At 71.2% G+C, this 12,803-nt stretch carries 12 protein-coding genes; 3 read left to right on the top strand and 9 right to left on the bottom strand.

Annotated elements, in window-relative coordinates; genetic code table 11:
* Positions 1-65 precede the first annotated feature (65 nt).
* From H030_RS0125720 to H030_RS0125755, 8 genes are all read right to left on the bottom strand, one after another.
* The gene (locus H030_RS0125720) at positions 66-512 is read right to left on the bottom strand and encodes a pyridoxamine 5'-phosphate oxidase family protein (protein WP_027008241.1); all 447 of its coding nucleotides are present in this window, start codon (positions 510-512) and stop codon (positions 66-68) included.
* On the bottom strand, positions 509-853 hold the full coding sequence (locus H030_RS0125725) for a VOC family protein (protein ID WP_035129815.1): 345 nt from the start codon (positions 851-853) through the stop codon (positions 509-511). The genes H030_RS0125720 and H030_RS0125725 overlap by 4 nt, the downstream gene beginning before the upstream one ends.
* Before the next feature lie 89 nt (positions 854-942).
* Positions 943-1,314, bottom strand: coding sequence for a VOC family protein (locus H030_RS0125730; RefSeq protein WP_027008243.1), 372 nt, complete (start codon positions 1,312-1,314; stop codon positions 943-945).
* 61 nt (positions 1,315-1,375) lie between these two features.
* Positions 1,376-4,267, bottom strand: a complete 2,892-nt coding sequence (gene uvrA, locus H030_RS0125735) for an excinuclease ABC subunit UvrA (protein WP_027008244.1) — start codon at positions 4,265-4,267, stop codon at positions 1,376-1,378.
* Between the two features lie 81 nt (positions 4,268-4,348).
* On the bottom strand, positions 4,349-5,164 hold the full coding sequence (locus tag H030_RS0125740; RefSeq protein ID WP_027008245.1) for a class I SAM-dependent methyltransferase: 816 nt from the start codon (positions 5,162-5,164) through the stop codon (positions 4,349-4,351).
* A gap of 9 nt (positions 5,165-5,173) precedes the next feature.
* Complete coding sequence (locus H030_RS0125745) at positions 5,174-6,250, bottom strand: beta-galactosidase (protein WP_027008246.1); 1,077 nt, start codon at positions 6,248-6,250, stop codon at positions 5,174-5,176.
* A 49-nt stretch (positions 6,251-6,299) separates the two neighbouring features.
* Positions 6,300-7,202 (bottom strand): DivIVA domain-containing protein, encoded by a 903-nt coding sequence (locus H030_RS0125750; protein ID WP_027008247.1) that lies wholly within the window; start codon positions 7,200-7,202, stop codon positions 6,300-6,302.
* A gap of 17 nt (positions 7,203-7,219) precedes the next feature.
* Positions 7,220-7,990: a DNA repair protein gene (locus tag H030_RS0125755; protein ID WP_027008248.1), complete on the bottom strand. Its 771-nt coding sequence runs from the start codon at positions 7,988-7,990 to the stop codon at positions 7,220-7,222.
* A 71-nt stretch (positions 7,991-8,061) separates the two neighbouring features.
* On the opposite strand from H030_RS0125755, the gene H030_RS0125760 reads away from it, so the two are divergent.
* Positions 8,062-8,757: a GAP family protein gene (locus H030_RS0125760; RefSeq protein WP_027008249.1), complete on the top strand. Its 696-nt coding sequence runs from the start codon at positions 8,062-8,064 to the stop codon at positions 8,755-8,757.
* 54 nt (positions 8,758-8,811) lie between these two features.
* Complete coding sequence (locus H030_RS0125765; RefSeq protein ID WP_027008250.1) at positions 8,812-9,174, top strand: hypothetical protein; 363 nt, start codon at positions 8,812-8,814, stop codon at positions 9,172-9,174.
* Here H030_RS0125765 and uvrB read toward each other — a convergent pair.
* Positions 9,171-11,198 carry an excinuclease ABC subunit UvrB gene (gene uvrB, locus H030_RS0125770; RefSeq protein ID WP_027008251.1) on the bottom strand — a complete coding sequence of 676 codons (2,028 nt, stop codon included), beginning with the start codon at positions 11,196-11,198 and terminating at the stop codon, positions 9,171-9,173. The genes H030_RS0125765 and uvrB overlap by 4 nt on opposite strands.
* Before the next feature lie 88 nt (positions 11,199-11,286).
* Between uvrB and H030_RS35285 the strand changes: the two genes are divergently transcribed.
* The gene (locus tag H030_RS35285; RefSeq protein WP_081691173.1) at positions 11,287-12,777 is read left to right on the top strand and encodes an amino acid permease; all 1,491 of its coding nucleotides are present in this window, start codon (positions 11,287-11,289) and stop codon (positions 12,775-12,777) included.
* Positions 12,778-12,803: the final 26 nt, after the last annotated feature.

Genomic DNA, 12,803 nt, shown 5'->3' on the forward strand with positions numbered 1-12,803 from the left:
CGCGACGCCTCGCGGCGACGCGGCGCGGCGGTTCCGCCCACATGCGACGCTCGGTGTGGCGGTGGTCAGTCGAGCCAGAGGCTGTCGCGCATCAGGGTGCGGCCGGCGAGCTCGTTGGCTTCGCGCCAGGATTGGATCCGGGTCGGGTGGATCAGGAACCAGGAGTACTCGGTGTCTTCTTGGCGGGGGTCGAAGCCGGTGCGGGTGGCGAAGTGGTCGGCTTGGGCTGACGGGAGCGCGTCGAGGGGCAGGATCTCGGCGGTGGCGTCGATCATCGTGACGTCGCGGGTTGGGCCGAGGGCGAGGCGGGCCGTGCCGCCGGCCGCGAGGTTGCGGCCGGTCGGCGAGGTGGTCGGTGTCGAGAGGATGATCGTGCCGTCGAGCCAGTCGAAGGACAGCGGGATCAGGTGCGGCGCGCCGTCCTCCCCGGCGGTGGCCACCCAGAGGTCGATGTCCTCCGCCAGGCGGCGCTCCGTGTCCGCCCGGCGCTGGGACCGGGACCGCGGGCTCACGCGTCCTGGAGGAGGCCGATGTGGTTGCCGTCGGCGTCGATGACGGTCGCGACCCGGCGGCCGCCGCCGACCTCGCGCACGGGCGCGCCGGCGGTGGCGCCGGCGGAGAGGAGCTCGGAGACCTTGCCGTCGAGGTCGGGGACCGACCAGTAGGCGACAGGGCCGGGCGTGTCGCCGCCGGGCACGAGGCCGAGGTGGACGCCGCCGACGTCGAAGCCGACGTAGTACTCGGAGTCCGCGGTCGGCTCGGCGCCGAGCATGGTGGTGTAGAACGCCTTGGCGGCGCCCAGGTCGGTCACGGGATGCAGGATCGTCTTGAGGCCTTCGGCGGCGATCGACATGGTGGTGTCGCTCCTTGTTGGGGTGCTTGTGCTGACCGGACGGACGTTACGCCCACCCGGCGCCCCTGGCTTCTCCGTTCCTGATCGAGTCAGCCCGCGAACCCGCCGAGCTCCGGCGCGATCATGACCTCGAGCGTGTTGCCGTCGGGATCGTCGACGTAGATCGAGTCGTGCGCCGTGTGGCGTTCCTCCTTGAACGCGCAGCCCCTGGCCTCCAGCGCGGCCCTGACCTCGGCGAAGCCCTCCGCGTCGGTGGCCAGCGCGACGTGCCGGAGCCCCGGCGCCCGGTCGGCGAACAGCGCGACCTGCGCGCCGTCGGCGCCGAGGAACATCGGCTCCTCGGCAACGGCGGGCGCGTCCGGGTGCGCGCGCCGGAGCCCGAGCACCTCGTCGTACCACCGCAGGGTCGCGGCGCGGTCGCCCGTGTTGAGCGACGCGTGGTCGATGCGGATCAGCCTCATGCGCCGATCCTCCCCCACCCGCCGGCCTGCGGCCAGCCAGGACGGCGCCGCGGGCGGCGGCTCAGGCCGCCGCGGGGACCTTCTTCTTCGCGCGCGATGCCGGGCGCCTCTTCGGTGCTGCGGGCTCGACGAGCTCCTTGAGGAACTCGCCGGTGTGGGACTCGGCGACGGCGGCGACGTCCTCGGGCGTGCCGGTCGCGACGACGATGCCGCCCTCCTCGCCGCCTTCGGGGCCCATGTCGATGAGCTGGTCGGCGGTCTTGATGACGTCGAGGTTGTGCTCGATCACGACGATCGAGTTGCCCGCGTCCACCAGCCGGTGCAGGACCTCCAGCAACCGCTGGACGTCGGCGAAGTGCAGGCCGGTCGTCGGCTCGTCCAAGATGTACAACGTCCGGCCGGTCGCGATCTTCGACAGCTCGGTCGCCAGCTTCACGCGCTGAGCCTCGCCGCCGGACAGCGTCGTCGCCGGCTGACCCAGCCGGATGTAGCCGAGCCCGACGTCGCGCAGCGTCTCCAGCCGGCGGTGGATCTTCGGGATGTGCTGGAAGAACTCGACGGCCTCGCTCACCGGCATGTCCAGCACGTCCGCGATCGTCTTGCCCTTGAACCGGACTTCCAGCGTCTCGCGGTTGTAGCGCTTGCCGTGGCACTGCTCGCAGGGCACGTACACGTCCGGCAGGAAGTGCATCTCGATCTTGATCTGCCCGTCACCGCGGCAGACCTCGCAGCGCCCGCCCTTGACGTTGAACGAGAACCGCCCGGCCTTGTAGCCGCGCGTCTTCGCCTCCGGCGTCTTGGAGAACAGGTCGCGGATGACGTCGAACAGCCCCGTGTACGTCGCCGGGTTGGACCGCGGCGTGCGGCCGATCGGCGACTGGTCGATCTGGATGATCTTGTCGACCGCGTCCAGCCCCAGGACCGCCGTGTGCGCACCCGGCCGCGTCCGCGCGCGGTGCAGCTTGTTGGCGACAGCCTTGAACAGCACCTCGTTGACCAGCGTGGACTTGCCGGACCCCGACACGCCCGTCACGCACGTCATGACGCCCAGCGGCACCTTGACGTCGACCTTCTTCAAGTTGTGCTGCGACGCGCCGCGGATCTCGATGTACCCGCTCGGCCTGCGCCGCTGCGTCGGTACGTCGATCTTCCGCGTCCCCGACAGGAACTGGCCGGTCAGCGACCCCTTGACCCTCATGACCTGCTTGGCCGTGCCCTGCGCGACGATCCTGCCGCCGTGCTCGCCCGCGCCCGGCCCGATGTCGACCAGGTAGTCCGCCGCATGCATCGTCTGCTCGTCGTGCTCGACGACCAGCACCGTGTTGCCGAGGTCGCGCAGCCGCTCCAGCGTCCCGATCAACTTGGTGTTGTCGCGCTGGTGCAGGCCGATCGACGGCTCGTCCAACACGTACAACACGCCGACCAGCGCGGAGCCGATCTGCGTCGCCAGCCGGATCCGCTGCGCCTCGCCGCCGCTCAGCGTCGCCGCCGCCCGCTCCATCGACAGGTAGCCGATGCCGACGTTCTCCAGGAACTGCAGGCGCTCCTGGATCTCGCGGAAGATCAGCCGCGCGATGTGGCGCTCGGTCTCGGTCAGCTCGACCTCGTCCAGCCACGCCAGCGCGCGCCTGACCGAGAAGCCCGTGAACTCGTGGATCGCCAGGCCTCCGACCAGAACCGCCCGCGACTCCGGCCGCAGGCGCGCGCCCTTGCACACCGGGCACGGCACGAGCGACATGTACTCCTCGATCTTCTCGCGCACGCCCTCCGAGTCGGTCTCGCGATAGCGGCGCTCGAGGTTCGCGACGATGCCCTCGAACCTCGTCGAGTACGACCGCCGCCGCCCGTAGCGGTTGCGGTAGGACACCTCGACGCGGTCGCCGTTGGTGCCGTACAGGAACAGGTCCTGGTGCCTGGCCGAGAGCCTGCTCCACGGCGTCGACATGTCGACGCCGTACTTCTCGGCGATCGCCTCGGTGATCTGCTCGTAGTAGTTGGAGGCGCTGTTGGCCCACGGCGCGATCGCACCCTCGCCCAGCGACAGCGACGGGTCCGGGACGACCATCAGCGAGTCGATCTCCATCTGCGACCCGAGCCCCGTGCACCGCTCGCACGCGCCGTGCGGCGAGTTGAACGAGAAGATCCGCGGCTCCAGCTCCGGGATCACCGGCCCGTGGTCGGGGCAGGCGAACTTCTCGGAGTACAAGGTCAGCGTCCCGTCGCCCTCGCGCGGAACGGTCTCGATCTCGACCATCCCGTCGGCCAGCGCGACCGCCGTCTCGATCGAGTCCGCCAGCCGCTTGCGCACGCCCTCGCGCATCACGAGCCGGTCCACCACGACCGAGATGTCGTGCTTGAACCTCTTGTCCAGCACGATCTCCTCGTCGAGCGCGCGCAGCTCGCCGTCGACCTTCGCGCGCTGGAACCCCTCGGCCAGCAGGTTCCTCAGGGCCTTGCCGTACTCGCCCTTGCGCCCGCGCACGACCGGCGCGAGCACCATGAAGCGCTCGCCCTCCGGCAGCTCCAGCACCTGGTCGATGATCTGCTCGGCCGACTGCCCCTGGACCGGCTTGCCGCAGATGTGGCAGTGCGGGTGCCCGATCCGCGCCCACAGCAGGCGCAGGTAGTCGTAGATCTCGGTGACCGTGCCGACCGTCGAGCGCGGGTTGCGCGACGTGGTCTTCTGGTCGATCGAGATCGCGGGCGACAGGCCCTCGATCGAGTCGACGTCCGGCTTGTCCATCTGCCCCAGGAACTGGCGCGCGTAGGCCGACAGCGACTCGACGTAGCGGCGCTGGCCCTCGGCGTAGATGGTGTCGAACGCCAGCGACGACTTGCCCGATCCGGACAGCCCGGTGATGACCGTCAGGGAGTCGCGCGGCAGGGTGACATCGATGCCCTTGAGGTTGTGCTCACGGGCACCGGAGACGACGATTGCGTTCTTCGGCGGCACTGTCTCACGAGTGTAGCCAGGGGAACAGACGTTCTATTCGGCGCCGGACAGGACCGCCGGAAGTGCAGGCAGAACGCGCCCTCAGGCGAACGCGGCGCGCCAGATCGACACCATCCGCAGCCGCGCCGCGGGCACCCGCGCGAGCGCCGGCAGCAGCGCGCCCTGCACCACCCCGCGCCCCCGCCGGACCGGCAGCGCGCGCAGCGCCGCCACGCGCGGCAGCCCGCGCAGCGCGGCCTGCTCGGCACCGTCGAAGCCCCATTGCCACGGCGGCGGCACGAAGCCGCCCGGCGACGCGGGCGGCCGCCGCGCGGCCAGCCACGCCGGGATCGCGTCGAACACCAGCGAGGCGCCCGGGAACCGCGCCGCCAGCGCGGCGATCAGCCCGTGGACCTCGTCGCGCGAGAAGTACATCAACAACCCCTGCGCAGTCAGCAGCACCGGCCCGCCCGGCGCGACCGCGCCCGCCCACGCGTCCACGTCGAAGGCCGACGCCGCGACCAACGCGCGGCGCCCCGTCGCGTCACGCCCCAGCAGCTCCTCGCGCACCGCCACGGTCTCGGCCAGGTCGACGCCGACCCAGCGCACGCGCCCGTCGTCGACGCGCCAGAACTGCGTCTCCAGCCCTTCGCCGAGCGCGACGACGGTCCCACCCGGATGCGCGGCCATGAAGCGCCGGACCTCGGCGTCGAACGTCCCGGCCCGCAGCGCTTGCCACTGCGCCAGCCCGCCGCGGCCGGCGCCGAAGCGCTCGGTGAACGGGTAGTCGATGCGGTCCCGGACGGTCACCGCCAGCGGATCGTCCAGGACCGTGTCCGGCCGCGCCGCCTCCAGCGCGCGGTGGTGGAGCGTCCACAACAGCGTCTCAGGGACCCCGCCGAGCTCCACCCGGACCATCGCCGCCGCCTACTTCTCAGCCGACAGCGCGACCGCTTTGAACGCCGCGAGCGCCGGCTTGGCGCGGAACGCGCCCGTCGGCAGCCACTGGTTCAGCCCCGAGTAGTCGAACGAGTTCGGCGACCCGTTGTCGACCGTCGCCCACGAGTACCAGAACACCCGCGCGAGGTTGAGCGACCTGCGATCCCGCAGCAGCAGCCTGTACATGTCGCGCAGCCGCGAGGCCTGGCCGGACTCCGTGGTCTCCCAGTTCTGCGTCAGCGGCGTCTTCTTGCCCTTCGCCGACGACCACGTCAGCTCGGTCAGCCACAGCGGGACCTTCTTGTAGCCCCGCCTGTTCAGCACGTCCCGGTTGAGCCGGACGATCTTCAGCGCGTTCGACGGCCGGCCGGAGAACGGGTGCGCGCCCGCGGCGTCGAACCTCAGCCTCGGTCCGCCGGAGTCCAGCAGCTTCGCCAGGTCGCGCCACGAGTAGTTGGCCATCGAGGCCATCAACACGGTCGCGCCCCTGTCAGCGCCCTTGACCGCCGGGTACGCCGCGCGCAGCAGCGCCGCGTAGGGCCTGGCGAACGGCTGCTTGGTGAAGTAGTCCTTCAGGTTGGGCTCGTTCCAGATCTCCCACGCCCGGACCGGGTGCTTCGGGACCTCCGGATGCGCCGCCCACAGCGCGCCGTTGGGCCCGTAGCGGCCGATCAAGTCCTTCAGGAACTGCGCGAAGTCCGCGGTGTTCTTCGGCGGCGTGAACGGCGACGCCGCGCCGCCGTTGGCCCAGCCGGGCGCGCGCAGCGCCAGGCCCAGCACGTCGATCCCCTGGCGCGCCGCGGCCAGCACCTTGCGGTCCTGCACCGACCAGTCGAACTGGCCGCGCGCCGGCTCGATCTGGTCCCACGTCATCTCGACGCGCCACGACCGCACGCCGTCGGCCTTCATCGTCGCGGCCTGCGCGTCGAGGTCGACCGACGGGTCGTCGAGCGGCCCGTTGACCATCACCCCGAAGAACCCCTTCGGGACCGCGGCGTGCGCGGCGACGGGCGCGCCCAGGACGAGGGCGCACGCGATCAGCAGGACCAGGCGAAGACGGAGCACTACCGCTCCGAACTCAGGCGAGGACGACGAGTTGCGGGAAGAACGGCGACTACGACTCGACCGTTGCGTAGACCTCGTCCAGCAGGCCCGCGCGGTCGGCGAGGTCGAAGTTCTCCGCCAGGTAGCGGTCGGTCTCCTCGCGCGAGGTGCCGTTCAACGCCATGTTGAGCGCGACCAGGCGGGCGCCCTCGGCGTCGTCGCCCCCGGACGCGGCGGACACGCTCGGCGTCGCGGGCTCGGCCGCGTCCGGCGCGACCTCCTCGGCCGCCTCCGGCTCGTCGGCGAACAGCGACTCCTCCTGGGCGGGCGCGGTCTCGACGGGCTCGTCGTCGTCGGCGTCGTCCTCGACCTCGGCGGGCCGCGCGGCGACGGCCGGGACCGACTCGACCACGCGCGGCGGCGCGGGCGCGGCGGCGGCGCCGTCGGACTCGCGACCCGCGGCGTCGTAGAGGTCGCCCATGCCGCCCTCGAGCAGCGAGAGGTCGGCGGTCAGGCGGTTGGCGCCGGTGCGCAGCGACTCGACCAGCCCGCTCAGCTCGGACTCCATCGCATCCACGCGCTGGAGCATCTGCTTGGTCGCCGACGACACCTGGCCGACGTGCTGCTGGGAGCGCTCGACCGCGTCGTCGCGCGTGTCGCGCGCGGCGTCTTCGGCCTCGTTGCGGATGCGGGCCGCCTCGTCCTGGGCGCCCTGCTCGATCGCGGCGGCGGACGACTCGGCGGCCTCGACGATCGACCGGACCTGCTCGGACGCGGCCTGCGCGATCGACGCCGGCGACGACTTCGCCGGAGCGGCGGCCGCGGCGGCCCCGCCGCCGGCGCCGACGCGGCGGCGCAGGTCATCGACTTCATCGGCGATCCGCGCGAGGTGCGCGTCGACCGCCTCGGGCTCGTATCCGCGACGCCCGATGGGGAAGTCGCGCTTCTCGATGCTCTGCCGGTCCAGGGCCATGGCGCGAACCTTAGCTGTCACGCCGGAAGGGAGAGCACATCGCCCTCGCGGCGCACCAGGCCGTCCGCGACCAGCGACGCGATCGCCCGTTCCAGGCGCTCCAGCTCGATGCCGTCCGGGAGGTCGGTGCCGGACGCCAGCGCCTCGATCACGCGGCCGCGGACGTAGCGGTTCGAGTCCTCGAAGCGCTCGCGCCTGGCCCCGCTCCCCCGCGCCGGGATCACGACCGCGTGGGCGCTCGCGCAGTGGCCCGCGACCGGGCACGCGCCGCACGCCGCTTCGCGCGCGCGGCATACGGTGGCGCCGAGCTCCATCAGCGCCTGCCCGAGGTCCGGCGGCGTGGCGTCCGGCTCAAACGCGGTCCGCTCCAGGACGCGCCGGACGTTCGTGTCGACCGGCAGCTCGTCGCGCCCGAAGGCGAACGCGCCGACCGCCGCGGCGGTGTACGGGCCGATGCCCGGGAGCTCGCGCAGGTCGTCCGGCCAGCCGTGCTCGGCGACGTGCGCGCAGGCCTCGCGCAGCCGCAGCGCGCGGCGGTTGTAGCCGAGCCCGACCCACTCGCCGAGCACGTCGGCGATCGGCGCGGCGGCCAGCGCGGGCGCGTCGGGCCAGCGCTCCAGCCACGCCAGCCAGCGCGGGATCACCCGCGCGACCTGCGTCTGCTGCAGCATGACCTCGGAGACGAGGATCGCGTAGGGATCGCGCGTCCGGCGCCACGGCAGGTCGCGCGCCTCGCGGGCGTACCAGGCGAGCAGGGCGGCGTCGAAGGTCCGGACGGCGGGCGGCAACGCCCGCGGACGCTAGCGCCCACCCCGGCCGGGTGACGCGCCGTCACCCCGGACGCCGTGAGGCTGGCGCGGTGAACCAGGCGATCCCCCAGCTCATCACCGCCGCGCTGGTCGGCGCGATGTCGCCGGTCGCGACGATGGCGACGATCGCCGTGCTGTCGACCGGCCGCCGGCCGCTGATCGACGCGCTCTGCCTGCTGCTCGGTTGGACGATCGTGCTCGTGGTCCTCGCCGGGGCGATCCGGGCGCTGCTGCCCGAGCACGGCTCGGCGGTGAGCGAGCAGACCAGGGCCGTGTTCAACGTCTTCGTCGGGGTGCTGCTGCTGTCGTTCGGGCTGCGCCAGGTGATCGGCGCGCGCCACCCGCTCGCGCACGTGGTCGAGGGCCGCGAGGAGCTGCGCCAGAGGCCACCCGGGTGGATGAACGCGTTCGACAAGCTCACGCCGCTGAAGGCGGTCGCGATCGGCGCGGTGCTGCTGCTGGTCTCCCCCGCCGACCTCGCGGTCTACATGAGCGCGCTGCAGGGCGTCTCCGGCAACGCCTTCAGCGCGGGCACGCGGCTCTTGTTGGTGGTGTTGCTGGTCCTGGCGATCGACCTCTGCATCCTGATCCCACTCGGGATCTACCTCGCGATGGGCGAGCGCGCGCACGGGATCCTGCTCCGCCTGCGCTCCTGGTTGATCGACAACAACAGGAGGGCGACGGCCTGGGTCCTGCTCGTCTTCGGCCTGTTCTCGCTGGGCAGCGGGATCAGCGCGCTGGTGTGAACCACTCGCCGCGGGCGATCCGCGCTCACCCGCGCGGCCGCGAGGGTGGCAGGCATGACCGACTCCGCCGGCGACGCCGCGCCCTACAACGACCCGCGGGACCCGCGGCTGGACGACCCGGCCCGCCGCCCCGGCGGCGACGACAGGGGCGGCAGCGGCCGCGGCTGGATGCTCGCCTTCACCGGCCTCGTCGCGCTCGTCGTCGGCCTCGGCGCCGGCCTGCTGATCGACTCCGGCGGCGGCGACACCAAGACCGTCCACACCGGCGTCAAGACCGTCACCTCGACCGTCAACACCACCAACCTGGGCGTGACCGTGAGGCAGCCGACCACGACGGTCACCCAGACCGTCACCGCGCCGCCGGAGACCGTGACGGTCACGGTCCCGGGCGAGAGCGCGACGCAGACGACGGGCTAGGCCGGCGCCTCCAGGTCCGTCAGCTGGCGCAGGTCGCGGCGCAGCTCGCGGATCTCGTCGCGCAGGCGCGCGGCGTACTCGAAGCGCAGGTCCTCGGCGGCCTCGAGCATGTCCTTCTCCAGCTCGATGATCGTCTTCTCCAGCTCGCTGGAGGTCAGCGTCTCGGACTTGACCTTCTTGCGATCGGTCCGGCTGCGGCCGCGCCTCGGCGTCTTGGAGTCGCCCTGCAGGAACTCGGCGATGTCGCTGATGCCCTTGACGATCGACGCCGCGGTGATGCCGTGGTCCTCGTTGTACTTCAACTGGATCGCGCGGCGGCGGTCGGTCTCGCCGAGCGCGGCCTTCATCGCCGCGGTCTCCTTGTCGGCGTACATGATGACCTTGCCGTCCACGTTGCGGGCGGCGCGGCCGATCGTCTGGATCAGCGACGTCTCGCCGCGGAGGAAGCCCTCCTTGTCGGCGTCGAGGATCGCGACCAGCGAGACCTCCGGCAGGTCCAGCCCCTCGCGCAGCAGGTTGACGCCGACGAGGACGTCGTACTCGCCCAGCCGCAGGTCGCGGATGATCTCGATGCGCTCCAGCGTGTCGACCTCGGAGTGCAGGTAGCGGACCTTGAACCCCATCTCGAGCAGGTAGTCGGTCAGGTCCTCCGACATCTTCTTGGTCAACGTCGTGACCAGCACGCGCTCGTTGCGGTCGACGACCTCGCGGACCTCGTTCATCAGGTCGTCGATCTGGTTGCGCGTCGGCCGGACGTCGACGGGCGGGTCGACGATGCCGGTCGGCCGGACGATCTGCTCGACGATCGCGCCGGCGTGCGCGCGCTCGTACTGACCCGGCGTCGCGCTGACGAAGACCATCTGCGGCGCGATCGTCAGGAACTCGTCGAAGGTCTGCGGGCGGTTGTCCAGCGCGCTCGGCAGCCGGAAGCCGTAGTCGATCAGCGTCTGCTTGCGCGAGCGGTCGCCTTCGTACATCCCACCGATCTGAGGCACCGTCTGGTGGGACTCGTCGATCATCAGGACGTAGTCGTCGGGGTAGTAGTCCAGCAGGCAGTACGGCCGGTCGCCGGGCATGCGGCCGTCGAGGATCCGCGAGTAGTTCTCGATGCCGTTGCAGAAGCCCATCTCCCGCAGCATCTCCATGTCGTACTGCGTGCGCTGGCGCAGGCGGTGGGACTCCAGCAGCTTGCCCTCGGCCTCCAGCTCCTGGCAGCGCGCGTTGAGCTCGCGCCCGATCTCCTCGACCGTGCGCTCCATCGTGCCCTCGCGCACGTTGTAGTGCGACGCCGGCCAGATCCCGACGTGCTCGAGGTCGGCGTGGACGAGCTCGCCGGTCAGCGGATCGAACTCCTGCAGCGACTCGACCTCGTCGCCGAAGAACGTGGCGCGGTAGGCGGTCGACTCGTGCTGGGCCGGGAAGATCTCCAGCGCCTCGCCGCGGACCCGGAACGTCCCGCGCCCGAGCGCCTGGTCGTTGCGGTTGTACTGGATCGTCACCAGCTTGCGCAGCAGGAGGTCGCGGTCGACCTCCTCGCCCTTCCTCAGGAGCACCAGGTTGTCGTTGTACGTCTCCGGCGAGCCGAGGCCGAAGATCGCCGACACCGACGCCACGATGATCACGTCGCGGCGCCCGAGCAGCGCGGCGGTCGCCGCGTGGCGCAGCCGGTCGATCTCCTCGTTGATCGCCGAGTCCTTCTCGATGTACAGGTCCTTGCTCGGGACGTAGGCCTCGGGCTGGTAGTAGTCGTAGTACGACACGAAGTACTCGACCGCGTTGTCGGGGAAGAACGACCGGAACTCGTTGCAGAGCTGGGCGGCCAGCGTCTTGTTGTGGGCCATCACGAGCGTCGGGCGCTGCACGCGCTCGATCACCGAGGCCATCGTCATCGTCTTGCCCGTGCCGGTCGCGCCGAGCAGCGTCGTCATCGGCACCCCGGCGTCCAGAGCCTTCGCGATCCCGTCGATCGCCTTGGGCTGATCAGCCATCGGGCTGAAGTTCGCATCGAGGCGGAAGGGCGGCATGCATACCAGGGTACCCGCCGATGCGGTCCGTTCCGGTCCGCGTTCTCGCGCGGTTTGACCTCCGGCGAACCGGGAGAAGACGTACGCCATGGCAACGACGGCGGGGCGTGGCGGCGGCTACCCGGATCGAGGCGGCAACGGGGTCGGCCGCTGGGGCGGCATCTTCGACCGCAAACGCGGCAAGCAGCTGAAGTCCGACGACGACGGCGGGTCCGGCGGCCTACGGCGCGCCGTCGGCGCGCTGGACCTGATGGCGCTCGGCATCGGCGGCACGATCGGCACCGGCATCTTCGTGATCATCGGCGAGGCGATCGGCAAGTCCGGCCCCGCGATCATCCTCAGCTTCGCGCTGGCCGGGATCACGTGCGTCTTCTCCGCGCTGTCGTACTCCGAGCTGGCGGCGGCGATCCCGATCTCCGGCTCCGCCTACACCTACAGCTACGCCACGCTGGGCGAGCTCGTCGCCTGGATCATCGGCTGGGACCTGATCATCGAGTACGGGTTCTCCGTGTCGACCATCGCCGTCGGCTGGGGCGGCTATCTGAAGGACCTGCTCGACAGCCTCTTCTCGATCAACCTGCCCGACGCGATCACCGCGCCGCCGGGCGACGGCGGCACCGTGAACCTCTTCGCCGCCGGCCTCGTCCTGGCCGTGATGTGCCTGCTGCTGGCCGGCGTCCGCGAGAGCACGCGCGCCAACACGGTGCTGGTCCTGACCAAGCTGCTGATCCTGGTGTTCTTCATCGTGATCGGGATCACGCACTTCACCGGCCACCACTTCAAGCCGTTCGCGCCGCACGGCACGTCCGGGACCGTCGACGCCGCCGCGCTGATCTTCTTCGCCTACATCGGCTTCGACGCGGTCTCGACGACCGGCGAGGAGGCGGACAACCCACAGCGCGACCTGCCGATCGGGATCATCGGCTCGCTCATCCTCGTGACCATCGTGTACATCCTGGTCGCGGTCGCGGCGATCGGGCTCGTCCCGACCAGCGTGATGGACGGCGCCGACGCTCCGCTGACCGAGGCGATCCGCCAGGGCGCCGGGCTCGGCGACTGGGCCGGCGACATCATGTCGTTCGGCGCGCTGATCGCGATCACCTCGGTGGTCCTGACGATCTACTACGGCCAGACCCGGATCTTCTTCTCGATGTGCCGCGACGGGCTGGTCCCCGCGGGCAGGTGGCTGAGCAAGCTGTCGCCGCGCCACGTGCCGATCCGGATCACGCTCCTGTTCGGGATCCTGATCGCGATCATGGCCGCGTTGATCCCGCTGTCGGAGCTCGCCGAGCTCGTGAACATCGGGACCCTCTTCGCGTTCCTGCTCGTCAACATCGGCGTGATCGTCCTGCGCCGGCTGGAGCCGGACATGGAACGCCCGTTCCGCGTGCCGTTCGTCCCGATCTTCCCGCTGATCGGCGCCGCGCTGTGCATCTACCTGATGACCAAGCTGCAGGGCACCACCTGGTGGCGGTTCGGGATCTGGCTGGCCATCGGCCTCCTGATCTACGCCTTCTACGGCCGCTTCCACTCGCGCGTGCACCGCGACCTCGAGCCGGAGCCCGAGCCCGCGTCCTAGGGAGTTCGACCCACGTCGAACCAGGC

This window comes from Conexibacter woesei Iso977N, assembly GCF_000424625.1.
GTDB classification, from domain to species: Bacteria; Actinomycetota; Thermoleophilia; order Solirubrobacterales; family Solirubrobacteraceae; genus Baekduia; species Baekduia woesei_A.

Bases quoted from the DNA above. Each gene is read 5' to 3' on its own strand.
- H030_RS0125730 (WP_027008243.1), bottom strand. From the start codon at position 1,314: ATGAGGCTGATCCGCATCGACCACGCGTCGCTCAACACGGGCGACCGC.
- uvrB (WP_027008251.1), bottom strand. From the start codon at position 11,198: ATGCCGCCCTTCCGCCTCGATGCGAACTTCAGCCCGATGGCTGATCAG.
- H030_RS0125725 (WP_035129815.1), bottom strand. From the start codon at position 853: ATGTCGATCGCCGCCGAAGGCCTCAAGACGATCCTGCATCCCGTGACC.
- H030_RS35285 (WP_081691173.1), top strand. From the start codon at position 11,287: ATGGCAACGACGGCGGGGCGTGGCGGCGGCTACCCGGATCGAGGCGGC.
- H030_RS0125750 (WP_027008247.1), bottom strand. From the start codon at position 7,202: ATGGCCCTGGACCGGCAGAGCATCGAGAAGCGCGACTTCCCCATCGGG.
- H030_RS0125740 (WP_027008245.1), bottom strand. From the start codon at position 5,164: ATGGTCCGGGTGGAGCTCGGCGGGGTCCCTGAGACGCTGTTGTGGACG.
- H030_RS0125765 (WP_027008250.1), top strand. From the start codon at position 8,812: ATGACCGACTCCGCCGGCGACGCCGCGCCCTACAACGACCCGCGGGAC.